The sequence below is a fragment of the Streptomyces sp. NPDC059499 genome, assembly GCF_042749285.1.
In the GTDB taxonomy this organism is placed as follows: domain Bacteria; phylum Actinomycetota; class Actinomycetes; order Streptomycetales; family Streptomycetaceae; genus Streptomyces.
The window spans coordinates 1-24178 of sequence record NZ_JBHYTT010000001.1 but is presented as its reverse complement, the minus strand read 5'-3'; the positions used below and the strand labels follow the sequence as shown (position 1 = coordinate 24178).

General features: G+C 71.7%; 19 protein-coding genes and 1 rRNA gene. 5 read left to right on the top strand and 15 right to left on the bottom strand.

All coding sequences use genetic code 11. The annotated features are described in order from the left end of the window. Window positions 1–83: 83 nt before the first annotated feature. From ACFW9O_RS00100 to ACFW9O_RS00090, 3 genes are all read right to left on the bottom strand, one after another. Window positions 84–2156: a tetratricopeptide repeat protein gene (locus ACFW9O_RS00100; protein WP_384603320.1), complete on the bottom strand. Its 2073-nt coding sequence runs from the start codon at window positions 2154–2156 to the stop codon at window positions 84–86. A 242-nt stretch (window positions 2157–2398) separates the two neighbouring features. Then, window positions 2399–3025: an NUDIX hydrolase gene (locus ACFW9O_RS00095; protein ID WP_351176375.1), complete on the bottom strand. Its 627-nt coding sequence runs from the start codon at window positions 3023–3025 to the stop codon at window positions 2399–2401. A gap of 74 nt (window positions 3026–3099) precedes the next feature. Beyond that, window positions 3100–4770, bottom strand: a complete 1671-nt coding sequence (locus ACFW9O_RS00090) for a CTP synthase (protein ID WP_351176372.1) — start codon at window positions 4768–4770, stop codon at window positions 3100–3102. Window positions 4771–5210: 440 nt separating this feature from the next. Between ACFW9O_RS00090 and ACFW9O_RS00085 the strand changes: the two genes are divergently transcribed. The 3 genes from ACFW9O_RS00085 (at window position 5211) to ACFW9O_RS00075 (ending at window position 10233) form a co-directional block, all read left to right on the top strand. Then, window positions 5211–7013: a glycoside hydrolase family 15 protein gene (locus tag ACFW9O_RS00085; RefSeq protein ID WP_384603316.1), complete on the top strand. Its 1803-nt coding sequence runs from the start codon at window positions 5211–5213 to the stop codon at window positions 7011–7013. Between the two features lie 113 nt (window positions 7014–7126). Beyond that, on the top strand, window positions 7127–8524 hold the full coding sequence (locus tag ACFW9O_RS00080; RefSeq protein WP_384603315.1) for an FAD-binding oxidoreductase: 1398 nt from the start codon (window positions 7127–7129) through the stop codon (window positions 8522–8524). 83 nt (window positions 8525–8607) lie between these two features. Next, a complete protein-coding gene (locus ACFW9O_RS00075) occupies window positions 8608–10233 on the top strand; it encodes a PucR family transcriptional regulator (RefSeq protein WP_384603312.1) in 1626 nt (541 codons plus the stop codon). 49 nt (window positions 10234–10282) lie between these two features. On the opposite strand, the gene ACFW9O_RS00070 is transcribed toward ACFW9O_RS00075, so the two are convergent. The 5 genes from ACFW9O_RS00070 to ACFW9O_RS00050 form a co-directional block, all read right to left on the bottom strand. Further along, entirely contained in the window at window positions 10283–11377 is a 1095-nt protein-coding gene (locus tag ACFW9O_RS00070) for a glycosyltransferase family 4 protein (RefSeq protein WP_384603310.1), read from the bottom strand. A gap of 173 nt (window positions 11378–11550) precedes the next feature. Further along, on the bottom strand, window positions 11551–13296 hold the full coding sequence (gene recN, locus ACFW9O_RS00065; protein ID WP_384603307.1) for a DNA repair protein RecN: 1746 nt from the start codon (window positions 13294–13296) through the stop codon (window positions 11551–11553). A gap of 81 nt (window positions 13297–13377) precedes the next feature. Continuing rightward, window positions 13378–14319 (bottom strand): NAD kinase, encoded by a 942-nt coding sequence (locus tag ACFW9O_RS00060; RefSeq protein WP_384603304.1) that lies wholly within the window; start codon window positions 14317–14319, stop codon window positions 13378–13380. After that, window positions 14316–15131: a TlyA family RNA methyltransferase gene (locus tag ACFW9O_RS00055; protein WP_351176359.1), complete on the bottom strand. Its 816-nt coding sequence runs from the start codon at window positions 15129–15131 to the stop codon at window positions 14316–14318. The genes ACFW9O_RS00060 and ACFW9O_RS00055 overlap by 4 nt, the downstream gene beginning before the upstream one ends. Window positions 15132–15138: 7 nt before the next feature. Next, window positions 15139–15435 carry a hypothetical protein gene (locus ACFW9O_RS00050; protein WP_384605180.1) on the bottom strand — a complete coding sequence of 99 codons (297 nt, stop codon included), beginning with the start codon at window positions 15433–15435 and terminating at the stop codon, window positions 15139–15141. Window positions 15436–15490: 55 nt separating this feature from the next. Between ACFW9O_RS00050 and ACFW9O_RS00045 the strand changes: the two genes are divergently transcribed. Next, window positions 15491–15838, top strand: coding sequence for an SCP2 sterol-binding domain-containing protein (locus ACFW9O_RS00045; protein ID WP_329212556.1), 348 nt, complete (start codon window positions 15491–15493; stop codon window positions 15836–15838). A gap of 10 nt (window positions 15839–15848) precedes the next feature. On the opposite strand, the gene ACFW9O_RS00040 is transcribed toward ACFW9O_RS00045, so the two are convergent. The 4 genes from ACFW9O_RS00040 to ACFW9O_RS00025 all read right to left on the bottom strand — a co-directional run bounded on the left by ACFW9O_RS00040 (window position 15849) and on the right by ACFW9O_RS00025 (window position 19946). Continuing rightward, window positions 15849–16664 carry an ABC transporter ATP-binding protein gene (locus ACFW9O_RS00040; RefSeq protein ID WP_384605178.1) on the bottom strand — a complete coding sequence of 272 codons (816 nt, stop codon included), beginning with the start codon at window positions 16662–16664 and terminating at the stop codon, window positions 15849–15851. Between the two features lie 68 nt (window positions 16665–16732). Next, window positions 16733–17791, bottom strand: coding sequence for a FecCD family ABC transporter permease (locus tag ACFW9O_RS00035; protein WP_384603301.1), 1059 nt, complete (start codon window positions 17789–17791; stop codon window positions 16733–16735). Continuing rightward, a complete protein-coding gene (locus ACFW9O_RS00030; RefSeq protein ID WP_384605175.1) occupies window positions 17788–18768 on the bottom strand; it encodes a FecCD family ABC transporter permease in 981 nt (326 codons plus the stop codon). Before ACFW9O_RS00030 ends, ACFW9O_RS00035 begins: the two co-directional genes overlap by 4 nt. Window positions 18769–18917: 149 nt before the next feature. Beyond that, window positions 18918–19946: an HAD hydrolase-like protein gene (locus ACFW9O_RS00025; protein WP_384603299.1), complete on the bottom strand. Its 1029-nt coding sequence runs from the start codon at window positions 19944–19946 to the stop codon at window positions 18918–18920. Window positions 19947–20018: 72 nt separating this feature from the next. Here ACFW9O_RS00025 and ACFW9O_RS00020 point away from each other — a divergent pair, with 72 nt between their 5' ends. Then, on the top strand, window positions 20019–21296 hold the full coding sequence (locus ACFW9O_RS00020) for a DUF1015 family protein (protein WP_384603296.1): 1278 nt from the start codon (window positions 20019–20021) through the stop codon (window positions 21294–21296). A gap of 71 nt (window positions 21297–21367) precedes the next feature. On the opposite strand, the gene ACFW9O_RS00015 is transcribed toward ACFW9O_RS00020, so the two are convergent. The 3 genes from ACFW9O_RS00015 to rrf all read right to left on the bottom strand — a co-directional run bounded on the left by ACFW9O_RS00015 (window position 21368) and on the right by rrf (window position 23967). Continuing rightward, window positions 21368–22108 carry a hypothetical protein gene (locus ACFW9O_RS00015; RefSeq protein ID WP_384603294.1) on the bottom strand — a complete coding sequence of 247 codons (741 nt, stop codon included), beginning with the start codon at window positions 22106–22108 and terminating at the stop codon, window positions 21368–21370. After that, window positions 22108–23637, bottom strand: a complete 1530-nt coding sequence (locus tag ACFW9O_RS00010; RefSeq protein WP_384603291.1) for a hypothetical protein — start codon at window positions 23635–23637, stop codon at window positions 22108–22110. Before ACFW9O_RS00010 ends, ACFW9O_RS00015 begins: the two co-directional genes overlap by 1 nt. Window positions 23638–23850: 213 nt before the next feature. Next, window positions 23851–23967, bottom strand: a 5S ribosomal RNA gene (gene rrf, locus ACFW9O_RS00005). Between the last annotated feature and the right edge of the window lie 211 nt (window positions 23968–24178).

Sequence of the window (24178 nt, the reverse complement as noted above, 5' to 3'; positions counted from 1 at the left end):
CAAGCATAAATGGAGACACCGCAGGGATGCGCGGCAGAGCCATCATTAATGAAGGACTTCTCGCTGTCCAGCCTTACAAAGCATTAAGTTTCCGTCGAAGCACTACGGATTTCGTAGGCTGAGCCCTCCTCCGCCAGTAATCTGTCGGCTGCACCCCGGTGCAGCCTGGCCGCTGCGGGGTCACCGAGCCGGTCCAGCGTGTCGGCCAGCCTGAGCTGCAGGGCCGCCTGCAGCCGCACGTCACCCGCCCGACGCGCCAGTTCGACCGCCTCGTGGCAGGTGTGCAGCGACTCCTGCGGCCTGCCCGCGTACTCCTGGACCCGCGCGGCCTCACTGAGCGCCCGCGCCTGCGCGGGCAGGTCACCGAGCCTGCGGTGGCCCGCGGCCGCGGCCCGCCAGCTGCGCAGGGCCTCGCCGTAGCGCCCGGCGTACGTGTGGACGGCCCCGAGCCGCCCGTACAGCCGCGCCTCGTCGGCCCCCTCGCCCTGGGTGAGCCGCTGCGCGAGGGCCCGGCCGTACCAGTCGGAGGCACGATTGAAGTCGCCGAGCTCCGCGTAGGCACCGCCCACGGATTCCATGGCGCGTCCGGTCGCGTACAGGTCGTTCGCCGCGCGTCCGGCGTCCAGAGCGGCCCGGTACCGGGTCAGCGCCGCCCGGGTACGGCCGGTGCCCGCGTCGAGGTCTGCGAGATTGAGCAGGGCCGCGGCCTTCTCCCGGGGAAGATCGCGGCGCTCGGCCACGTCCAGGACCAGACCGTGCAGCCCGTACAGATCGGGCGCGGCGTCCTCGGTGCCCCGGTGCACGGCGAGCGCCCTGACGAGTGCGGCGACCAGCCGGCGGGCGAGGGTGTCCAGCTCCCCGTCCTCGACCGCGATCCGGGCGGAGGCCAGCAGGGCGGGCCTGCGGATCCGCAGCCACTCGGCGGCGGCCTCCGGGTTGGGGAAGCGCAGCGAGCGGGGCAGCCCGGCGAGTTTGCGGCGGGCCGTGGAACCCTCCGGATCGGTGACGGCCCGGCAGGACTGGAGCTGACGTACGGTCCGCTCCAGCATCCTGGCCCGTGCCAGCTGGATCTCGGCCGGCCGGTCCCGCTCCTCCAACAGGGCGCGCAGCAGGGGTGCGAGGCAGCCGGGGACCTCGTACTGGGGCAGGACCGCGCCGTTCGTCCGCAGAAGGCCGAACCGGACGAAGTCGTCCAGGGTGGTCTGTGCGGCCGAGACGGAGCACCCTGCCAGCGCGGAGGCGGTGTGGGCGTCGGCCAGTCCGGCGGGGGCGAGCGCGAGCAGTCGCAGTATCCGGGCGGCGGCCTGCGGCAGCGACTCGTGGACCAGCTGGAAGGCACGGGCCAGCGGGCGGGCGCCGGTGGGCTGTTCGGCGTCGCCCGGCAGGTCGTGCAGCTGCTTGGTGACGTCGGCGACCGAGGCGCCCGGGCGGGCCGCGAGCCAGCCGGCGACCAGCGTCAGGGCGGCGGGCTGTCCCGCGCACTCCTCCGTCAGTGTCTCGGCGGTGCGCGGATCGACGGTGATGCGGACCTGACCGATGGTGCGGGCGAGCAGCTGTACGGCGGACCCGGCGTCCATGCCCCCGATGGTGCACGGCCGGACGCCCGGAATTCCGGTGAGCGGGCCGGTGGAGGTGGCGACGACCAGGCAGTCCGGGTTGTCCGGCAGCAGCGGGTCGACCTGTTCGGCGTCCACGGCGTCGTCGAGCACGATCAGGGCGCGGCGTACGGCGAACGCCTCGCGGACCATCTCGGAGAGTTCGTCCTCGTCGGCGCCGGCCGGGGCGGCAATGGCGAGCAGGTCCAGGAGTTCGCGTGCGGTGCGCTCGACGGGGACGCGTTCGCCTCCGGGATCGGTGAGCGGGACCCGGAACACCCCGTCGGGGTAGTCGCCGGGTTCCGCGAGCCGACGGGCGAGTTCGGCGGCGAGGGCGGTGCGTCCGGATCCGGGCCGTCCGGCGATCAGCAGGACCCTGGCGCGTGCGGCCTTCCGGCCGGCGAGGGTGTCCAGTCCCGCTCGCTCGATGTCCGCCTGAAGGGCTTTCAGCTCACGTTCACGGCCGAAGAATTGGGGTGGGGTGGGATCGGACGGCTTCTCGGTCCCCGCCGTTCTGGCCGCACCGGCCGGACCGCTGGTGTCCACCGCCTGATCGGTCACGGGCCACGCTCCACTTCACTGCACGCGGTTGCCCGCCGGAACTCCGGTCGGGGCCTTTTGAGCGTAGTTCAGTGGTGCGGACGATCACGGCCGAGCGCGGCGGACACATCCCCCGATCGGATCAGCGTTTCGTACGATCGGATGCCGATCGAATGCCGATGCGGGCCTCGCCGGCGGATCGCCGGGCCCCGGACCGGCCGGCCTCGGACATCCGAGGCCGGCTCGGACCTGGCAGGGCCGGTTCAGACCTCGAACGGCCGGGCGGGCCACGGCGCCTCGGCCGGGCGCAGTGAGTCCACCCCGTCGCCCGCGAGCACCGCCGTGAGCGAGAGGACGCCCACGACGAGGCAGTTGTTGTGCAGGTCTCCCGCGAGCACTCCCTGCACGAGCTCCTGCAGCGGCACGCGGGCCTGCTCCATGTCGGCCTCCTCCTCGGAGACCTCGAAACGCTCACCCTCCGCCTCGGAGAGGTTCCGGGCGAGGAAGATGCGTACGGCTTCGTCGCATCCGCCGGGCGTGGTGTAGACGTCGGTCAGCACCCGCCAGTCCTCGGCCTTGACGTGCGCCTCCTCGTACAGCTCCCGCTGCGCGGCGTGCAGCGGGTTCTCGCCGGGGACGTCGAGGAGCCCGGCAGGGATCTCCCACAGCTTGTGGCGTACCGGGTGCCGGTACTGCCGCAGGATCAGGACGCGGCCGCTCTCGTCGAGTGCGAGGACGGCGACGGATCCGGGGTGTACCTGGTAGTCGCGGCGCGCGACGGTGCCGTCGGGCATCACCACGTCGTCGGTGCGGACGCTGGTCTTGTTACCGGTGAAGGGGGTCACCGTCGCGGTGACCTGCCACTCCTCGGGCGTGTCCTGGAAACCCATGTACGTCCTCCCACGAAAACAGAAACCGGGGCACGCATCCACGAAGGATCCGTACCCCGGTCAACCGTATCGCCTCAGGCCTTGGCGCCGGTCCCCCGCGCTGCTGCCTGGCGCTCCACGGCCGCCTTCACCAGACCGGCGAAGAGCGGGTGCGGGCGGGTCGGGCGGGAACGCAGCTCCGGGTGCGCCTGGGTGGCGACCAGGTAGGGGTGCGCCTCGCGCGGGTACTCGACGTACTCGACGAGCTTGTTGTCCGGGGAGGTGCCGGAGAAGACCAGGCCTGCCTTCTTCTCGAGCTCCGTGCGGTAGGCGTTGTTGACCTCGTAGCGGTGGCGGTGGCGCTCCTCCACGTACGGCTCGCCGTCGTACGCCTCGCGGACCACGGAGCCCTCGGCGAGCTTCGCCGGGTACAGGCCGAGCCGCATGGTGCCGCCGAGGTCGCCCGCGCCCTCGACGTAGGCGAGCTGCTCCTCCATCGTCGAGATGACGGGGTGGCTCGTGGCGGCGTCGAACTCGGTGGAGTTGGCGTCGGGGATTCCGGCGAGGTTGCGCGCGGCCTCGATCACGATGCACTGGAGGCCGAGGCAGAGGCCCAGCAGCGGCACCTTGTTCTCGCGGGCGTACTGGATGGCGCCGACCTTGCCGACCACACCACGCTCGCCGAAGCCGCCGGGGATGCAGATGGCGTCGACGTCACCGAGCTGCTTCTGCGCGCCGGCCGGTGTCTTGCAGTCGTCGGAGGCGACCCACTTGACCTTGACGCGGGCCTTGTTGGCGAAGCCGCCGGCCCGGATGGCCTCGGTGACCGAGAGGTAGGCGTCGGGCAGGTCGATGTACTTGCCGACCAGGGCGACGGTGACCTCGTGGTCGGGGTTGTGGACGCGGTCCAGCAGATCGCCCCACGTGGTCCAGTCGACGTCGCGGAACGGCAGGTCGAGCTTGCGCACGACGTAGGCGTCCAGGCCCTCGGTGTGCAGCACCTTGGGGATGTCGTAGATCGACTTGGCGTCCGGGCAGGCCACCACGGCGGCCTCGTCGACGTCGCACATCAGCGAGATCTTGCGCTTGATGGAGAGCGGTACGTCGCGGTCGGCGCGCAGCACGATGGCGTCCGGCTGGATACCGATGTTGCGCAGGGCCGCCACCGAGTGCTGGGTCGGCTTGGTCTTGAGCTCACCGGACGGGCCGATGTAGGGGAGCAGCGAGATGTGCACGACGAAGACGTTGTCCCGGCCGACCTCGTGGCGTACCTGGCGGACGGTCTCCAGGAACGGCAGCGACTCGATGTCGCCGACCGTTCCGCCGACCTCGGTGATGACGACGTCGACGTCCGCGGTGGCCATGCGGCGGATGCGGTGCTTGATCTCGTTGGTGATGTGCGGGATGACCTGGACGGTGTCGCCGAGGTACTCGCCGCGCCGCTCCTTGGCGATGACCTGCGAGTAGACCTGGCCGGTGGTGACGTTGGCCGAGCCGTCGAGGTCGACGTCGAGGAAGCGCTCGTAGTGGCCGATGTCCAGGTCGGTCTCGGCGCCGTCGTTGGTGACGAACACCTCACCGTGCTGGAAGGGGTTCATCGTGCCGGGGTCGACGTTGAGGTAGGGGTCGAGCTTCTGCATGGTGACCCGCAGGCCACGTGCCTTGAGCAGGGCACCCAGGCTGGAGGCAGTCAGACCCTTGCCGAGGGAGGAGGCGACACCCCCGGTGACGAAGATGTGCTTGGTCGTCGTGGATGTGGGCTGCATAGCCAAAGGGGGCTCCCGTGGTCGCGATCGTGAGGTGCGTACCGGCGTGCCGTCCGGAGAATTCCGGAGGCGCCGTCGCTGCGGTTCGGGGGCCTCGTCCACTGTCGGGACGACCACCGGTCCACGGGCTACCAGGGTAACAGCGACGGGAGGAGGCTGCTTCCGGCCACACCTCTCACACCGGCATCACAGAAACACCGCAGGCACTTCACGTCCCACCCGTTCGCCACGGGCGGACCGCGGAGAACTTGTGGACAGCATCGCGCGGATCTTCCTGGTGCGTCGTATCCTGCTCGGACCACTCGCTGCCGAGTTGGCCGGCCAGCGGCTCCACCCCAGCCCGCTCACCCGTGCAAGAGCTCGTCGGTTCTATTACAACGACCCCTTGACCAGCAATAAGCGCCCCACGGGGCGAATTGGCCGTTCGACTGGAGACGCACGTGGCCGGGCGCATCGAGGATTACGCACTCATCGGAGACATGCAGACCGCTGCCCTGGTCTGCCGGGACGGCACAGCAGACTGGCTGTGCCTCCCCCGCTTCGACTCGCACGCCGTTTTCGCCGGGCTCCTCGGTACCGAGGAGCACGGCTTCTGGCGTCTGGGACCCGCACGCGCGGAAGGGGCACAGCCCCTCGCCGCGGACCGCCGCCGATATCGCGGGGACTCGCTCGTCCTGGAATCGGAGTGGGACACCCCGCGCGGCACGGTCCGCGTGACCGATTTCATGCCGCCGCGTGACGGTGCCCCCCAGCTCATCCGGATCGTGGAAGGTGTCAGCGGCCGGGTGCAGATGCGCTCGGAACTGCGGATGCGTTTCAGCTACGGACGCGTCACCCCCTGGGTGCACAAGGTCGACGGCCGGACGGTCGCCGTGGCGGGCCCCGACTCGGTCTGGCTGGACACGCAGGCGGAGACGTACGGCCAGAATCTGACGACGTACTCCGATTTCACCGTCGCCCCCGGCGACCGGATCGCGTTCACGATCAGCTGGCAGCCCTCGCACCACGAGCCGCCCAGCCTGCCGGACCCCGAGGGTTCCCTCGAGGCGACCGAGAACTTCTGGCGCGAATGGGTCGACCAGTGCACGTACCACGGGCCCTACCGGGAGGCCGTGGTCCGCTCCCTGATCACTCTCAAGGCGCTCACGTACGCGCCCACCGGCGGTATCGTGGCGGCTCCGACCACGTCCCTGCCCGAGGAGATCGGGGGCGTACGGAACTGGGACTACCGCTACACCTGGCTGCGGGACGCGGCGATCACGCTGTCCTCGCTGCTGCGCACCGGCTACCGCGAGGAGGCCCGCGCCTGGCGCGAGTGGCTGCTGCGGGCCGTCGCGGGTGACCCGGAGAACCTGCAGATCATGTACGGCATCGCGGGTGAGCGGGAGCTCGGCGAGGCGGAGCTGGACTGGCTGCCCGGCTACGAGAACTCCGGGCCCGTCCGGGTCGGGAACGGGGCGGCGAACCAGCTCCAGCTCGATGTGTACGGAGAGGTCACCGAGGCGCTGCACCTCGCGCACATGACGGGCCTGACCCGTAACGACTACGCGGTGGGCCTCCAGCTGAAGCTGATCAGCTATCTGGAGAAGCACTGGGAGGAGCCCGACGAGGGCATCTGGGAGGTGCGCGGCCCCCGCCGGCACTTCGTCCACTCCAAGGTGATGGCCTGGGTCGCGGTCGACCGCACCATCAAGCTGATCGAGTCCGGGGACACGGACGGGCCGCTGGAGCGGTGGCTCCAGTTGCGCGAGGACATCCACCGCGATGTCTGCGAGCGGGGCTACGACAAGGAACGCAACACGTTCACCCAGTCCTACGGGTCGAAGGAGCTCGACGCGTCCCTGCTGCTGATCCCGCAGATGGGCTTCCTGCCGCCCGACGACAAGCGGGTCATCGGCACGATCGAGGCGATCCAGCGGGAGCTGTCCACGGAGGACGGCTTCGTCCTGCGCTACCCCACCGCCGGTGAGAACGCGGGCGTGGACGGCCTGGAGGGCGACGAGGGCGCGTTCCTGGCCTGCTCGTTCTGGCTGGCGGACGACCTCGCGATGATCGGCCGGGTCGACGAGGCCCGCCAGCTCTTCGAGAGGCTGCTGTCCCTGCGCAACGACCTGGGGCTGCTGGCCGAGGAGTGGGACGCCAGGCTGCAGCGTCAGGTGGGGAACTTCCCGCAGGCGTTCAGCCATGTGCCGCTGATCGACACGGCGCTGCGGCTGACGGCCAGTGGGGCGTACGTCGGCTGAGGGGCGCGCCGGAAGGCGTGCGCGAGCGGTGTGACAGGACCCTGCGGAACGGCCGATCTCCGGGGCCGGGCCTACGATGGAAAGGTCCTGTCACACCCTGCGAAGGGGACATCATGACGCCCCGCAGCACCTTGCCGGACGCCGCTCTGAGCGGCCTGCGCACCGATCTCACCGGCGCTGTCCATGTGCCCGGCGATCCGGGTTACGACGAGGCCCGCGCCGTCTTCAACAGCATGATCGACCGCAGGCCGTCGGTGGTGGCGCAGTGTGCCTCCGAGGCGGATGTGGCTCGGGCACTGCGTTTCGCGCGGGAGCACGACCTGGAGGTCGCCGTGCGCGGAGGCGGCCACAGTGTCGCGGGCATGGCCCTGAGCGAGGGCGGCCTGGTGGTGGACCTGCGCCGTATGCGCAGCGTGAGTGTCGACCGGGAGGCCCGTTCGGCCCGCGTCGGCGGCGGGGCCACCATGAGCGATCTGGACCGGGCGGCCCAGCCGTACGCCCTGGCGACCACCGGCGGCCGGGTCTCCACCACCGGGGTCGGCGGCTTCACCCTGGGCGGCGGATCCGGCTGGCTGGAACGCAAGTTCGGGCTGGCCTGCGACAATCTTCTGGCCGCCGATCTGGTCACCGCGGACGGCGACAGCGTCCGCGCCACGCCCGAGGAGAACCCGGAGCTCTTCTGGGCGCTGCACGGCGGCGGCGGGAACTTCGGCGTGGTCACCTCGCTCACCCTGCGGCTGCACGACCTGCCCGCGATGAGCATGGCCCTGATTCTCTTCCGGCCCGAGGACGGCCCCGGGGCCGTCCGTGTGTACCGGGATCTGATGAAGTCGGCGCCGGACGAGGCGGGTGGCGGCTGCCTGTACCTCACCGCCCCGCCCGAGGAGTTCGTGCCCGAGCCGCTGGTGGGCACCCTCGTCTGCGCGATCGTGTTCACCTATGCCGGGACGGAGGCGGAGCTCCGCGAGACGGCGGCCCCGCTGCTCGCGCTCGGGCATGAGTCGGAGCTCGTGGCCGAACTCCCCTACGCGGAGCTCCAGTGCATGCTGGACGATCCGCCCGGCATGCGGAACTACTGGTCCGCCGAGTACCTGGACAGCTTCCCCGACGAGGCCGTGTCCGTGTTCTGCTCCACCGCGGAGGCGATGCCGGTTCCCTCCGGCTCCCAGCATGTGCTGTTCCCGATGGGCGGCGCGATGGCGCGCGGCCCCGCCGACTATCCGGTCCCCTGGCGCTCGTCCCCGTGGGGTGTGCACCCGTTCGGGATCTGGGAGAGCGCGGCGGACGACGAGCGGGGCAAGCAGTGGGTGCGTGACGTGCGCGCGGGCGTCCGTCCCTGGGCGAACGGTGCGGTCTACCTCAACTTCATCGGACGCGAGGGGCAGGACCGCGTCGTCGCCGGAGTGGGCGAGGAGAACTACGCCCGGCTGGCCGCCGTCAAGGCGCGGTACGACCCCGGCAACGTCTTCCACCTGAACCACAACATCAAGCCCGCCGCGGCCGCGGTGTGACGTTCCCGGCCGAGCCCGGTACCTTCCTGACCGGGGCGAATCGCCCCGTCGCACGCGAGCAGGAAGCACGAAGGTCGGAGTCAGTGGAGACACAGGGCGGAATCACCGTGCGGCGGGCGCTGGAACTGCCGGGGCTGCGCGGCGGGGTCCCGGAGGTGCTGGCCGGGGCGGACCGGCTGGACCGCACGGTGCGCTGGGTGCACACGGGCGAGGTGCCGAACATCGCCTCCCTCCTCAAGGGCGGCGAGCTGCTGCTCACCACGGGTCTCGTGCTGGGCTCCCGGCCCGCCGAACAGCGCGCCTTCGTGCGGCGGCTCGCCGACCGGGGCATCGCCGCCCTGGTGGTGGAGCTCGGACCCCGTTTCAGCCGGCTGCCCGCGGCGATCGTGGACACGGCACGGACGGCGGGGCTGCCGCTCGTACAGCTGCACCGTGAGGTCCCGTTCGTGTCGGTGACCGAGGAGATCCATACGGAGATCGTCAACGGGCACTACGCGCTGCTCCAGCGGGCCGAGGAGGTGCACCGGCGCTGTACGCAGGCGGTGCTCGGCGGCGGTGGGGTGCCGCAGGTGCTGGGCATCCTGGCGGACTTCACCACGAACCCCGTCTTCCTCGAAACCCCGGACGGCCGGCTGCTGTACGCGGCGGGGACGGGTACCGGGCCGGTGGGAGCCGATCCGCTGCAGGTCTGGGAGGGGCTGCGCGGTGACCGTGCGGCCCGCGAGGCACCGCCGGCCGGGGCGGTCCTGGTGGATGTTCCGGGCGGCGGTGCCGGGACCGGTTCCGTGCGGGCCCGGCTGGTGCTGCTCGCGGTGTCGGGGCCGCTGGTGGTGGTGCACCGGATGGCGGCCGAGCGGGCTGCGGGCATCCTCGCCGTCGTCCTGATGCAGGCGCGTCAGGACGAGGAGCTGGCGGCTCGGGGGCGCGGTGACTTCCTCACGGATCTCGCCGAGGGCAGGATCGCCCCCGAGGACGCGCCCGCGCAGGCCAAGGTCCTGGGGTTCAAGCCGGGCGGGGACCCCCTGCTGCCGGTGGTGATGCGTATCGCACCCGAGCTGTCGCCGTCGGGCAACTGGGCTCTGCTGGCCCGGGCGGTGCTGGAGGAGCTGTCGGCCGTGGGCGTACCCGTGCTGCTCGGGGTGCGGCCCGTGGAGGGCAGGATCCCGCTGCTGCTGGCGTTGCGTCCGGGGACGGGGCGCGCGGCGGTCGCGGACCGGGTGGCGGTGGCGCTGCGGGCGGGCGTCGAGCGGGCCGGTCTCGAACGGGCCGGTGACCGTGCGCCGGTCGTGGTGGTCGGGGCGGCCGGCAGCTGGGCGGCGGCCGGTGCCGGACTGCGGCACGCGGCGGAAGCGGCGACGGCCGCCCAAGGGCTCGACGAGCTTCCCTGGTACGACGCACAGCGCCTCGACATCGATCTGCTGCTGTGGCGGCTGCGGGAGCACCCTGATCTGGCGTCCTTCGTGGACCGGACGATCGGGCCGCTGCGGGAGCACGACCGGACCTCCCGTCCCCCGCTGCTGCCCACGCTCGAGGCGTACATCGACCATGCGGGCCGCAAGGCGGAGGCCGCACGCGAGCTGCATCTGAACCGGCAGACGCTCTACAACCGGCTGGCCCGCATCGGGGAGCTGCTCGGCGCCGATCTGGACGACCCCCAGACGGTCCTGGCCCTGAGCCTGGCCCTGCGTGCCCGGCGCCACACGTCGTGAGACCCACGCCCCAGGTGCCCCGCACCCCCGGGGCTCGCGCCCCGGGGCCTCACGTGCGGACCGTGGCCAACGGCTGCGCCAACTCGTCGTAGACGGACAGCACATGGGCGATCGTGTCGTCCTCGGTCGGCCACCCCGCGGCCTGTACGAGCCCCGCCGCCACGAGCCGCTCGCGCCGTTCCCGGTCGCCGAGGAGCCGCACGACGGCGCTCGCGAGCGCCTCCGCGTCCCCGGAGGGAACCCGTTCCGCCGCGTCGCCCGCGAGTTCGGCCGGCCCGCCCCTCGTGGCAGCCACGAGGGGCACCCCCAGCCGCAGCGCCTCGTGCGCCGCCGTCGGCGGCGGCGACTCCCCGCCGCAGGTCAGCACGGCAAGGTCCGCCGCGGCGAGGATCTCGACGATGTCGTCCCGGCTGCCGGCAAGGAGGACGGGCAGCTGCTCGTCGGTGATCCTGCGCTGCAGGGCGGCCCGCTCCTGCCCCTCCCCCACGATCACCAGCAGGGGTACGGGGTCCAGTCCGCGCCAGACGCGGGCGGCGTCCAGCAGCGTGCCGAAGCCGTGGTGCGGCAGGAGACTGCCGACCGACACGAGCAACGGCCTTCCCACCGCGCCCAGTTCTACGCGCGCCTTGCCGTCGTGACCGGCGACGGGAGAGGGGCCCGCCGGGATCGCGGCCGGTGCGAGGCGTGCGTCCCTGGCGCCCCGGCGACGGGCCCGGTCGACCAGATCCGATGACGTACCCAGCACAACGGCCGCCGCCCGGGCGGCCCTTCGCTCCAGCAGGTGCAGCAGCCGGCGGCGGGCGCCTTCGGTGTGGGCACGGGCGCGCCAGGTCACGACCAGCGGCGTACTGCGGCCGCTGAGCGCGAGCCCGGTTCGGACGGCGGCGTGCAGACCGTGGGCGTGGACCACGTCGGCTCCGGCGCAGGCGGCGCGCAGGGCGGCGACGGCCGCGGGGTCGCTGCGCCGGGGTACCGCGACGAAGCGGGCTCCCGTCGCGGGGAAGTCATGGCCGCGGTCCGCTCCGGCGGGGGCGCAGACCGTGACCTGCACCCCTCTGGCGACCAGACCTGCGGCGAGCGAGACGACATGAGCGCTGCTTCCGGCACCACCGCCCAGGACTTGGACCGTACGCAGCTGTGACACGTCGAATGGCTCCCGGAGCTCCGGAGTCGGCGGAATGTACAGACCAAGGATGCCAGTCCGTACGCACGTTCCGGGACTGACGAAACGTTGTTCCCGTCCTTGCGGCGACAGGCGACCGGGCCGCCCCACCCGTAAGAGTGAGATCGGCGGCCCGGAATTGACGCCAGAATTCGCTATCCGTCCGCCCGTGCCGTCGCCAGCAGCTCCTCGGCGTGGGCCCGCGCCGTCTCCGAGTCCTCCTGGCCGGCCAGCATCCGGGAGAGTTCGCGCACCCGGTCCTCGCCCTCCAGGACCGTGACGCCACTGCTCGTCACCGAGCCGTCCACCGTCTTCTCGACCAGCAGCTGCCGGTCGGCGAAGGCCGCCACCTGGGGCAGGTGCGTCACCACCACGACCTGCGCGGACCTGGCCAGCTTGGCCAGCCGACGGCCCACCTCGACGGCGGCCTTGCCGCCGACACCCGCGTCGACCTCGTCGAAGAGGTACGTCGGTACGGGGTCGGAACCCGCGAAGACCACCTCGACCGCGAGCATCACCCGGGACAGCTCACCGCCCGACGCACCCTTGGCGATCGGCCGGGGCTGGGCCCCGGGGTGCGGTGCCAGCAGGAGTTCGACCTCATCGGCGCCGGACGGCCCGTAGAGCACGCTCCGCCCGCCGATGTCGATGCCGGACGCCTCGTCCGCCGCCTCCGTCTGCCGGATGGCGAAGGACACACGGGCGTGCGGCATCGCGAGCGACGCCAGTTCCTCCGTCACCGCCCCGGCGAAACGTGCCGCCGCTTCCGTACGCGCGTCGGTCAGCGCCTGCCCGAGCCCGGAGAGCTCGCTGCGCAGCGCGTCGCGCTCCGCCGTCAGCTCACCGATGCGGTCGTCGTCGCCCTCGAGTTCCGTCAGTCTGGCCGCACCTTCCTCGGCCCAGGCGAGCACGGCGGAGACGTCCTGACCGTACTTGCGGGTCAGCGCGGTCAGCGCCGAGCGCCGCTCCTCGACGGCGGCGAGCCGCCGCGGGTCGGCGTCCAGCTGGTCGGCGTACCCGGCGAGTTCCCCGGACACGTCGGCGAGCAGGATGGAGATCTCGCCGATGCGGTCGGCGAGCGCGGCCAGCGCCGGGTCGTGGGCCCGCACGGCGTCCAGGGACCGGCCTGCCGCCGCGACGACGGTCGTGGCGTCCACGCCCTCCTGGTCCTCCGGGTCGCCCGCGAGCGCCGCGTGCGCGAGGGCCGCCGCGGAGGCGAGCGCCTCGGCGTGGCCGAGCCGCTCGGCCTCCGCGGCCAGTTCGGTGTCCTCCCCGGGAAGCGGCTCGACCGCGGCGACCTCGTTGAGGCCGAAGCGCAGCAGATCCGCTTCCTGGGCCCGCTCCCTGGTACGCGTGGTGATCTCGTCGAGCTCCACGACGACCGCGCGCAGCCGCCGGTAGGCCGCCGCGTACTTGGTGTGCGGACCCTCGACGCCGTCGCCGGCGTACCGGTCGAGGGCCTGCCGCTGCCGCGCGGGCTTGAGCAGTCCCTGCTGGTCGGTCTGGCCGTGTACCGCCACGAGTTCGTCGGCGAGTTCGGCGAGGACCCCCACGGGCACGGATCTGCCCCCGAGGTGGGCGCGGGAGCGCCCCTCCGCCGAAACGGTACGGCTGATGAGCAGCGCACCGTCCTCGATCTCGGCCCCGGCCTCCTGGGCACGCAGCGCCGCCGCGTCGCCCTCGGACACCGTGATCCGCCCCTCGACGACCGCGGCCTTGGCCCCGATCCGTACCAGGGCAGGGTCGGCACGCCCGCCGAGCAACAGCCCCAGGCTGGTGACGACCATGGTCTTGCCCGCGCCGGTCTCGCCCGTCACCGCGGTGAAACCGGGTGACAGCTCCACCACCGCGTCGTCGATGACTCCGAGCGACCGTATCCGCATCTCCTCCAACACGGACATGACCTTACGAGGTCCGGACCCCGGTGCGCCAAGGGCCCCGGGTACCGGTTCACTCTCCCGGGCCCCGGGACCGCTTCCCGCTCAGTGCGGAGCGCCGCGCCAGCCCTGCACCGGGAGCGCGAACTTGGCGACCAGACGGTCCGTGAACGAGGCCTGGTGCAGCCGTGCCAGCCGTACGGGCACCGCACCGCGCCGCACCTCGACGCGTGCCCCCGCGGGCAGCTCGACGGTCCTGCGGCCGTCGCACCACAGCACCCCGTGCGGGGTGTGCGGCTGCACCTCGACCGCCAGGACCGAGTCGGGCGAGGTCACCAGCGGCTTGGCGAACAGCGCGTGGGCGCTGATCGGCACCATCAGCAGGGCCTCGACCTCGGGCCAGACGACGGGCCCGCCCGCCGAGAAGGCGTAGGCGGTCGAGCCGGTCGGCGTGGCGCAGACGATTCCGTCACAGCCGAAGCCGGTCACCGGCCGGCCGTCGATCTCGAGCACGACCTCCAGCATCCGCTCGGGCGAGACCTTCTGCACGGCCGCCTCGTTGAGCGCCCAGTCGGTGTGCACGATGTCGCCGTTGCTGTGGACGACGACGTCGAGCGTCATGCGCTCCTCGACCTGGTACGCGCGGGTGACGACCCGGTCGACGACCTTGTCGAGGTCGTCCCGCTCGGCCTCGGCGAGGAATCCGACGCGCCCGAGGTTGACGCCCAGCATGGGCACGCCGGATGCCCGGGAGATCTCGGCGCCACGCAGCAGCGTCCCGTCCCCGCCGAGCACGATCAGCAGTTCGCAGCCGTCCACGGCCGCGGGCGTGGCGTCCGTGACCGTCACCACGGACGGCGGAAGCGGCAGGTCCGCCGCCTCGACCGCCAGGACCCGGACGCCGAGGCCGTTGCGCAGCAGGCCCTGGACGACGAGCTCGGCGCTGCGGATCGCCGCCGGGCGGCCGGTGTGCGCCAGCAGGAAGACGGTTCGTACGGCGTTCTCGGGTTGTGCCGCGTTCTCGGGTTGTGCCGCATGCGTCGTCAACGAGGCCCCTCCGCCACTGCACGGTCGACATCTGCGGGATCCAGTTCAGGAGCTCCGGCCCGCAGCCACAGAAAGTACTCGACATTTCCCGACGGCCCGGGCAGCGGGCTCGCCGTGACACCCCGGACGCCGAGGCCCAGGAGGCCGGCCCGGCGCGCCACTTCCCGTACCGCTTCGGCCCGCAGCTCGGGGCTGCGGACCACACCACCGCTTCCGAGGCGCTCCTTGCCCACCTCGAACTGCGGCTTGACCATGAGGACCAGGTCCGCGTCGGGTGCTGCGCAGCGCGCCAGTGCGGGCAGCACGAGACCGAGCGGAATGAACGACAGATCACCCACCACCAGGTCCACCGCCTCTCCGTCGAGCTGCTCCGGCGTCAGCTCCCGCACGTTGGTACGGTCCTTGACGATGACGCGTTCATCCGACTGCAGGGACCAGGCCAGCTGCCCGTAGCCGACGTCGACGGCGACGACGTGCCGGGCTCCTGCCCGCAGCAGCACATCGGTGAAGCCGCCCGTGGACGCGCCGGCGTCCAGGGCCCGTCGCCCTTCGACCTTCAGCCCGAGGGGGACGAAGGCGGCGAGCGCGCCCGCGAGTTTGTGCCCGCCGCGCGAGACGTACTCGGGGTCGCTGTCGTCCTTCACGACGACGACGGCGGCGCTCGTCTCGACCTGGGTGGCGGGCTTGGTCGCGGTGTTGCCGCCGACGGTCACCCGCCCCGCCGCGATCAGCTGGCTCGCGTGTTCGCGCGAGCGGGCGAGCTTGCGGCGTACCAGCTCGGCGTCGAGGCGGCGACGTGCCACTCCTGCCACTTCTCGTTCAGCTCCTGTTGTTGTACGGGGGTGCGGGTGCGGGTCCGGCGTCCAGCTCGCTCAGCGCGTCGCGCAGCCCGCGGTGTACATCCTCGTACACCGCGGTGTGCCCGTCCGCCGGGAGGTGGTCCGCGTCGGCCAGTCGCTCCAGCTGCGCGTCGACCCCGGGATGCCCGGTGGCGGTGCGTGCGACGCCGAGGGGGGCGGGCGGGGCGGGGTCGAAGGAGGGCGCGGGCGGCACGTCGGGCTGTGCCGCGGCCCCGTGTACCGCGTCGCCCTCCTGCGCCGTCCCCGGCTCCGGCATCCAGTCGCTCATGCCCGAAACGCTACCCCGAACGGCTGGGGTACCGTCGGTGACGATGGCGACCATGGCGGAGTGCCGCAGCGCACTCGACACACTTTCCGGCAACCTGGCAGGTGCCGACGGCGACGTACGCAGCGCTGCTGCTCTCGACCGCTCGCTGAGCTGCCACATCAAGGATCTCGACGTCACGTTCGTCGGGCGGCTGGCGGGTGGCCGGATCCGGGTGCTCGACACGGTCGAGGGCCCTCCCCGCGAGAAGGCCGAGATCCGGCTCGCGATGACCGGGGACGATCTGGTGGCCATGGTGAACGGCGAGCTCAATTTCGCGAAGGCCTGGGGCTCGGGCCGGGTCCGGCTGGAGGCGGGCTTCCGCGATCTGCTGAAGCTCAAGTCCCTGTTGTAGGCCGTGCCCGTCAGGCCCCGGCGGTGGCCCTGGCACCGGCCCGCTTCCGGCGGGCGGCCGGGACCACGAGCGGTGTTCCCGTCTCCGGGTCGTCGATGACCTGGCACGGCAGCCCGAAGACCTCCTCCACCAGCTCCGCCGTGACCACGTCCCCGGGGACGCCCTCGGCGATGATCTCGCCCTGGCGCATGGCGATGAGGTGGGTGGCGTACCGGGCGGCGTGGTTGAGGTCGTGCAGCACGGCGACCAGCGTGCGTCCCTGTGTCTCGTGGAGTTCGGCGCACAGGTCGAGCACGTCGATCTGGTGCTGGATGTCGAGGTACGTCGTCGGCTCGTCGAGCAGGAGCAGCGGGGTCTGCTGGGCGAGCGCCATGGCGATCCAGACGCGCTGGCGCTGACCGCCGGACAGTTCGTCGACGTAGCGGTCGGCGAGGTCGCCGACTCCGGTGGACGCCATGGACTCCACGACGATCCGTTCGTCCTCGGGAGACCACTGGCGCAGCAACCCCTGGTGCGGGTACCGGCCGCGCGAGACGAGGTCGGCGACCGTGATGCCGTCGGGTGCTATGGAGGTCTGGGGCAGCAGGCCCAGGGTCCTGGCGACCTTCTTCGCGGGCATCCGGTGGATGGCCTGTCCGTCCAGCAGGACCTCGCCCCGGCTCGGCCTCAGCATCCGGGACAGCGCGCGCAGCAGGGTCGACTTGCCGCAGGCGTTGGGACCGACGATCACCGTGAAGGAGTTGTCGGGGATCTCGACCGAGAGGTTCTCGGCGATGACGCGCTGGTCGTAGCCGAGGGTCACCGAGTCTGCGGTGAGGCGCTGCATGGTCGTACTCCCGGAGTTGATGGGGTTCGTCTGCGAGGTGTCCGGTGCCGTCACCGGTGTACCGGGCTTCATATGCGTCCCGCCTTGCGCTCGGACACCAGCAGCCACAACAGGTAGCAGCCGCCCAGCACACCGGTGACCACACCCACCGGAAGCTGGCGGTCCCCGAAGGCGTTCATCGCCGTCCAGTCGGCGACGAGCAGCAGGGCCGCGCCGGTGCACGCCGCGGCGGCCAGGTTGGGGCCGGGCGAACGGGTGAGCCTGCGGGCGACCTGCGGGGCGCTCAGCGAGACGAAGACGATGGGGCCGGCGGCAGCCGTGGCGACGGCGACGAGGATCACGGCGCAGCCCAGCAGGACGAGCCGGGTGCGTTCCACCCGTACGCCCAGGGCGTGGGCGGCGTCGTCGCCCATCTCCAGCATGCGCAGGGCGCGTCCGTGGCCCAGGACCAGGGGGACGAGAACACCGCAGACCGCGAGCAGCGGCCAGACCTGCGCCCAGTCCCGGCCGTCCAGTGAGCCGGTCATCCAGACGACGGCACGGGTGGCGTCGACGAGGTTGGCCTTGGTGATCAGGTAGTGGATGGCCGCGGTGAGCATCGCGGCCGCGCCGATGCCGACGAGGACGAGCCGGTAGCCGTGCACCCCCCGCCTCCAGGCCAGCAGGTAGACGGCGACACCGGTGAGCACCCCTCCGGCCACGGCCCCCGCGGCGACCTCGGTCGGCCCGCCGTGGAAGAGCACGATCACGGTGAGGGCGCCGACCGCGGAGCCCTGGCCGAAGCCGAGCACGTCGGGGCTGCCCAGCGGGTTGCGGGAGACGCTCTGGAAGACGGCGCCGCCCACGCCGAGCGCGGCGCCGACCAGGAGTCCGACCAGGACCCGCGGCAGGCGCAGGTCCGTGACGATGAACTCCTGCTGGAAGGTCCCGTTGCCGAACAGCGTGGTGAGCACCTCGCCCGGCGTCATGGAGTAGTCGCCGCTGCCGGTGAGCACCACGGCCGCGGCTGCCGCCACCAGGGCGAGCAGCACGATCACGACGAGCGCCCGGACGTCCACCCGGAAGGAGAAGCCGCCGGCGGTCCGTACGGCGCGGACGGACTTCGCCGTGTCCTGCGGGGCCTTCACAGCTGGGCCATCCTCTTGCGTCGTACGAGATGGATGAAGACGGGTCCGCCGAGCAGCGCGGTGACGATGCCGACCTGCAGTTCGGAGGGGCGTGCCATGACCCGGCCGACCACGTCCGCGCCGAGCAGCAGCACGGGCGAGAGCACGGCCGCGTACGGCAGGATCCACCGCATGTCGGGCCCTGTGATGGTGCGGACGAGGTGCGGGATCATCAGCCCGATGAAGACGATCGGCCCGCAGGCGGCGGTGGCCGCCCCGCAGAGCAGGGTGACGGCCGCCATCGCGAGGACGCGGGTCCGGGTCAGATGGGCACCGAGCGCCCTGGCCGTGTCGTCGCCCATCTCCAGGGCGTTCAGCGGCCGGGCGATGAGGAGCGCGAGCAGCACGCCGAGCGCGATGAACGGCCACACCTTGCCGACGGTCTCCATGTTGGCGGAGGCCAGCGAACCGACGGTCCAGAACCGGAGCCGGTCCAGCGCCGCCGCGTCCAGCAGCTGTACGGCGTTGACGTAGCCGAACAGCGCCGCGGTGACCGCCGTACCGGCGAGCGCGAGCCGCACCGGGTTCGCCGACCGGCTGCCGCCCAGGAGGTACACGGCCACGGACACGACCGCGGCACCGACGAAAGCGAACCAGACGTACCCGGTCAGCGAGGTGACGCCGAAGAAGCTGATCGCGGAGACGACCGCCGCGGCAGCGCCCGCGTTGACACCCAGCAGGCCGGGCTCGGCGAGCGGGTTACGCGTCAGGGCCTGCATCACCGCGCCGGAGAGGCCGAGTGCCGTTCCGACGATCAGCCCGAGCACGGTCCGCGGGACGCGCACGTCCCGTACGAGGACGTCACCGTTGGTTCCCGAGTAGTGGAACAGGCCGTGCCAGACCTCGGACAGGGGCAGCGCCTTGGCCCCGATCGCGACACTCGCGAGGCAGACCAGGACCAGGACGCCCACGGCTGCCAGCAGACCGGCGGCACGCACCGCATGACGCGCGGGGCGCGTGGGCGTTTCCGGAGTGGCCGCGGGGCCGGCGCTCGATTCGGAGGGACTCTCAACCAACACCGGGTTAGGTTAGCCTACCCTCCAGTTGCCTCACCTGGCCGGTTCGGCAGCCTCCTCCGCCCGGGCGCCTACAGCCCGAGCCTGGCCACCGCCTTCGCCGCGTCGAGCCCGCAGGCACCTTCACCGGCGTACGTCCATGCCGCACCGCACAGGGCCCGCAGCCCGTCCAGCGCATCCCCGTCGCCCTCCAGCACCAGGGCGTCCCCCTGCGCCTCGGCCGTCCAGCCACCACAGCGGATCCGGCCGCCCTCCTCCGCCACCTCCGGCTGACCGGTGAGCAGCCCCCGAAGGTCCCGGTCCACGTACGTCGGCCGGTACTTCGGCTCGGCGGCCAGCAGCTGTGCCGCGTCGGTCACGCCGGTGAGCACCAGCAGCGAGTCGACCCCTCCGTTGAACGCGCCCTCGATGTCGGTGTCCAGCCGGTCCCCGACGACCAGCGGCCTCTTCGCACCGGTCCGCAGGACCGTCTCCCGGTGCATCGGGGGCAACGGCTTGCCGGCGACCTGCGGCTCGGCACCGGTGGCGATCCGTACGACCTCCACCGCCGCACCGTTGCCCGGCGCTATGCCGCGGGCGCCGGGAATCGTCAGGTCCGTATTGGACGCGAACCACACGGCCCCGCGCGCGATCGCGTACGCCGCCTCGGCGAACCGCCCCCACGCCAGGTCCGGCCCGCCGTACCCCTGCGCCACCGCCACCGGCTCGTCGTCCACGGACTCCACCGGCACCAGCCCCCGCTCGCGCAGCGCGACGCGCAGTCCTTCCCCGCCGACCACGAGCACCCTGGCCCCGGACGGCAGTTGATCGGCCATCAGCCGGGCCACCGCCTGCGCCGACGTGATCACATCGCCGGGCTCCGCCGGCACCCCGAGCTCCGTCAGGTGCTCCGCCACCGCGTCGGGGGTGCGCAGGGCGTTGTTGGTGACGTACGCCAGCCGCATCCCGCCCTCACGCGCGGTGCCCAGCGATTCGACGGCGTGGACGATGGCGTGCCCGCCCGCGTACACCACCCCGTCGAGATCGAGCAGAGCCGTGTCGTACGCCTCGCTCAGCGCCGCGGTGCTCCCGAGCGGCCGTGACCTGTACTGCTGACTCATATGCCTGTGCTCCTCTTTCCATGCCTCTGCCCCGATCATCGCGCATATAGGGACCGCACATACGATGCACAAATGAACACATCAGGGCCCGCCGAGCAGGGACTGCGGCTGATCCCCTTCCGCGGGCTGCGGTACGTCCCCGAGCGGGTCGGCAGCCTTGCCGCGGTGACCTCACCGCCGTACGACGTCGTGGTCAGGCCCGACGGGCTGCACCACCTGGAGTCCGCGGACCCGCACAACATCGTGCGGCTGATCCTTCCGCAGGCCGGCACCGCCGCGGCGCGCCACCAGCAGGCAGCCGAGACCCTGAAGCGCTGGCTCGCCGAGGGCGTTCTCGCTCCGGACCCCGTCCCGGCGCTCTACGTCTACGAGCAGCGGCGCGGCGAGATCCTGCAGCGCGGTGTGATCGGGGCCCTGGCGCTCTCCCCCGCCGGCGAGGGCATCGTGCTCCCGCACGAAGACGTCATGGCCGATGTCGTGGAGGACCGTGCCGACCTGATGCGCACCGCGGCGGCCCATCTCGAACCGCTGCTGCTCAGCTACGTCAGTGACGGCGCGCGAGCGGGAGCGAACGCCGTCATCGAACGCGTGGTGGAGCGCCTCCCGCTGCTCACCACCACGACGGAGGACGGCTTCAGCCACCGCCTCTGGGCCGTCACCGATCCTGGCGAGCACACGGAGATCCAGGCGGATCTCTCCCGCCGCCAGGCGCTGATCGCCGACGGCCACCACCGTTGGGCCACCTATCTCGGGCTCCAGAAGGAACAGCCGGCGCCGGGCCCCTGGGACTTCGGTCTTGTCCTCCTCGTCGACACGGCCCGCTATCCCCTGCAGGTCCGGGCCATCCACCGGCTGCTGCACCGCCTTCCGGTCGCCGAGGCGATCGAGGCCCTGGGCAGCAGCTTCCGGGTCAGGGAGGTCGAGGGGCCTCTCCCCCGGGCCCTCGACGCACTCACGGGGGCCGCCGCGGAGGGCAACGCCTTCCTGCTCGCCGGTGACGGCAGTTTCCACCTCGTCGACCGGCCGGACGGGGACCTCCTCGCCCGCACGGTTCGAGCCGACCGGCCGGCGGCCTGGCGTGCACTGGACGCGACCGTGCTGCACTCCACACTCCTGGACCACGTCTGGAGGATTCCCGACGCGCCGGAGCACATCGCGTACATCCACGACACCGCGGCGGCCGTCGAGCAGGCCGAGCGGCACAACGCCACGGCGGTGCTGATGCATCCGGTCCGCGAGGACGTCGTCCGGGACCTGGCCAGACAGGGCGTCACCATGCCCCGCAAATCGACCTCGTTCGGCCCCAAGCCGGCCACGGGTCTCGTCCTTCGCAGTCTCGACACGGACTGAGGACGGGCGGCAAACAGAAGAGGGCGGCACCCGTGACGGGTGCCGCCCTCCTTCTTTCAGCCGTTCAGCGCTTACGCCTTCGCGGAACCCTCCGCGTCGTCGTCCTCGACTTCCTCGATCTCCAGGTCGTCCTCGTCGTAGTACTCCTCGACGCCGTCGTCCTCGTCGTCCTCGTCGTCCTGCTCCGCAGCGCCCGGCGCCTCGGCCTCGGCCTCGGCCGTGGACGGGTGCTCGTCGTCCTCACCCATGGCGTCGACGAACTCCACACCGTCGAGCTGGGCGAGCCGGTCCGACGCATCGGTCGCGCCGTCCTTGTCCGCCTCGAGCGCCTTGCCGAACCACTCACGTGCCTCGTCCTCGCGCCCGGCTTCCAGGAGCGCGTCCGCGTACGCGTACCGCAGGCGCGGGGTCCACGAGTGCACGGCTGTGGAGGCGAGCTCGGGGCCCTGCAGCGTGACGATTGCCGCCTCGATCTGCCCCATGTCCCTGCGGGCTCCGGCGGCGACCAGGCGCATCTCGACCTGGCCGGCCTTGTCCAGCTTCTGGACCTCGGGCCCACCGGCCATGTCCATCGCCCGCTCGGGCCTGCCGAGTCCGCGCTCGCAGTCGGCCATGACGGGCCACAGGTCCACGGAGCCGGTCATCCGACGGGACGCCCTGAACTCTGCCAGCGCCTCCGCGTACTTCTGCGTCGCGTACGCCGCGAAGCCGGCCGCCTCACGCACCGCTGCGACGCGTGAGGCAAGACGCAGTGCGATACGCGAGTACGCGTATGCCTGCTCGGGGTCCTCGTCGAGGAGGCGGGCCACCATCACGAGGTTACGAGCGACGTCATCGGCCAGGGTCTTCGGCAGGCTGTACAGCTCCTGCCGGACATCCTTGTCGATCTCCTGGCCCGTGACGTCGTCCGGGATGGGAAGCCGCTTGATCGGCTCACGGTCGCGGTCGTCGCGACCCTGGTAACCACCCCGGTCGTCGCGACCCTGGTAGCCACCGCGGTCGTTGTCGCGGCGGGGCGCACGGTCCCGGTCACGGCTCCTGTCGTCACGACCACCACGGTCGTCACGGCGGAAGCCACCACCGGTGCTGCCGCCACGGCTGTCGTCACGGCGGAAACCGCCGCCGGTGCTGCCACCACGGCTGTCGTCGCGACGGGGGCCGCTGCTCGGCCGGTCGTCGCGACGCTCGAAGCCACCACTGGGACGACCACCACGGTCATCACGACGCTCGAAACCACCGCTCGGGCGACCACCACGGTCGTCACGACGCTCGAAGCCACCACTGGGGCGACCACCGCGGTCGTCACGCTGACCACCGCGGTACCCACCACGCTCGTCATCACGACGCGGTGCACGATCATCACGACGGAAGCCACCGCCGGTGCTGCCGCCACGGTTGTCGTCGCGGCGGGGGCCGCTGCTGGGCCGGTCGTCACGACGCTCGAAGCCACCACTGGGACGACCACCACGGTCGTCACGCTGACCACCGCGGTACCCACCACGCTCGTCATCACGACGCGGCGCACGATCATCACGGCGGAAGCCACCGCCGGTGCTGCCACCACGACTGTCATCACGACGGAAGCCACCGCCGGTGCTGCCACCACGACTGTCATCACGACGGAAACCGCCGCCGGTGCTGCCACCACGACTGTCATCACGACGGAAACCGCCGCCGGTGCTGCCACCACGACTGTCATCACGACGGGGGCCGCTGCTGGGCCGGTCGTCACGACGCGGCGCACGGTCGTCACGACGCTCGAAGCCACCACTGGGGCGACCACCGCGGTCGTCACGCTGACCACCCTGACCACCGCGGTACCCACCACGCTCGTCATCACGACGCGGCGCACGATCATCACGACGGAAGCCACCGCCGGTGCCGCCACCACGGTTGTCGTCGCGGCGGGGGCCGCTGCTGGGACGGTCATCGCGACGCGGTGCACGATCATCACGGCGGAAGCCGCCACCGGTGCTGCCACCACGGCTGTCGTCGCGGCGGGGGCCGCTGCTGGGACGGTCGTCACGACGCGGTGCACGGTCGTCACGGCGCTCGAAGCCACCACTGGGACGACCACCACGGTCGTCACGCTGACCACCCTGACCACCGCGGTACCCACCACGCTCGTCATCACGACGCGGCGCACGATCATCACGACGGAAACCACCGCCGGTGCTGCCACCACGGCTGTCGTCACGACGGAAACCACCGCCGGTGCTGCCACCACGGCTGTCGTCACGACGGAAACCGCCACCGGTGCTGCCACCACGACTGTCATCACGACGGGGGGCGCCGGCACGGTCGTTGGTGTCACGTCGAGGCGCGCCGGACCGGTCGTCACGACCGCCACGGAAACCGCCCCTGTCACCGCCGTCACGGCGACGCGGCTCGCGCTCCGGACGGTCGTCGGAAGAGTTGGTGGACATGGGGGTGACTCCTGTCATCGGGTACCACAGACATTCTCGCGCAGCCGACCATCCGACGCGCTTCGACAAAAAACAAAAGGACCCTTGGTCCCAGCATGAACGCTGGGACCAAGGGTCCTTGAAAGATTGTTCGGCGGCGTCCTACTCTCCCACAGGGTCCCCCCTGCAGTACCATCGGCGCTGAAAGGCTTAGCTTCCGGGTTCGGAATGTAACCGGGCGTTTCCCTAACGCAATGACCACCGAAACACTATCGGCCAACTCCGCAATAAAAAGCAGAGCATCGGCACTTAGCGAACAAGCACACTTTTCAATTAAGTAGTGAAACTGTTCAACCAGCACGACTATTCGTGGCCTGGGAACAACACAGTGGACGCGAGCAACTGAGGACAAGCCCTCGGCCTATTAGTACCAGTCAGCTCCACCCGTTACCGGGCTTCCACATCTGGCCTATCAAC

Excerpts from the sequence above, each read along its gene's own strand:
- ACFW9O_RS00095 (WP_351176375.1), bottom strand. The coding sequence starts at position 3,025 with ATGGGTTTCCAGGACACGCCCGAGGAGTGGCAGGTCACCGCGACGGTG.
- ACFW9O_RS00090 (WP_351176372.1), bottom strand. The coding sequence starts at position 4,770 with ATGCAGCCCACATCCACGACGACCAAGCACATCTTCGTCACCGGGGGT.
- ACFW9O_RS00080 (WP_384603315.1), top strand. The coding sequence starts at position 7,127 with ATGACGCCCCGCAGCACCTTGCCGGACGCCGCTCTGAGCGGCCTGCGC.
- recN (WP_384603307.1), bottom strand. The coding sequence starts at position 13,296 with ATGTCCGTGTTGGAGGAGATGCGGATACGGTCGCTCGGAGTCATCGAC.
- ACFW9O_RS00050 (WP_384605180.1), bottom strand. The coding sequence starts at position 15,435 with ATGCCGGAGCCGGGGACGGCGCAGGAGGGCGACGCGGTACACGGGGCC.
- ACFW9O_RS00045 (WP_329212556.1), top strand. The coding sequence starts at position 15,491 with ATGGCGACCATGGCGGAGTGCCGCAGCGCACTCGACACACTTTCCGGC.
- ACFW9O_RS00040 (WP_384605178.1), bottom strand. The coding sequence starts at position 16,664 with ATGCAGCGCCTCACCGCAGACTCGGTGACCCTCGGCTACGACCAGCGC.
- ACFW9O_RS00025 (WP_384603299.1), bottom strand. The coding sequence starts at position 19,946 with ATGAGTCAGCAGTACAGGTCACGGCCGCTCGGGAGCACCGCGGCGCTG.
- ACFW9O_RS00020 (WP_384603296.1), top strand. The coding sequence starts at position 20,019 with ATGAACACATCAGGGCCCGCCGAGCAGGGACTGCGGCTGATCCCCTTC.
- ACFW9O_RS00015 (WP_384603294.1), bottom strand. The coding sequence starts at position 22,108 with ATGGTGGCCCGCCTCCTCGACGAGGACCCCGAGCAGGCATACGCGTAC.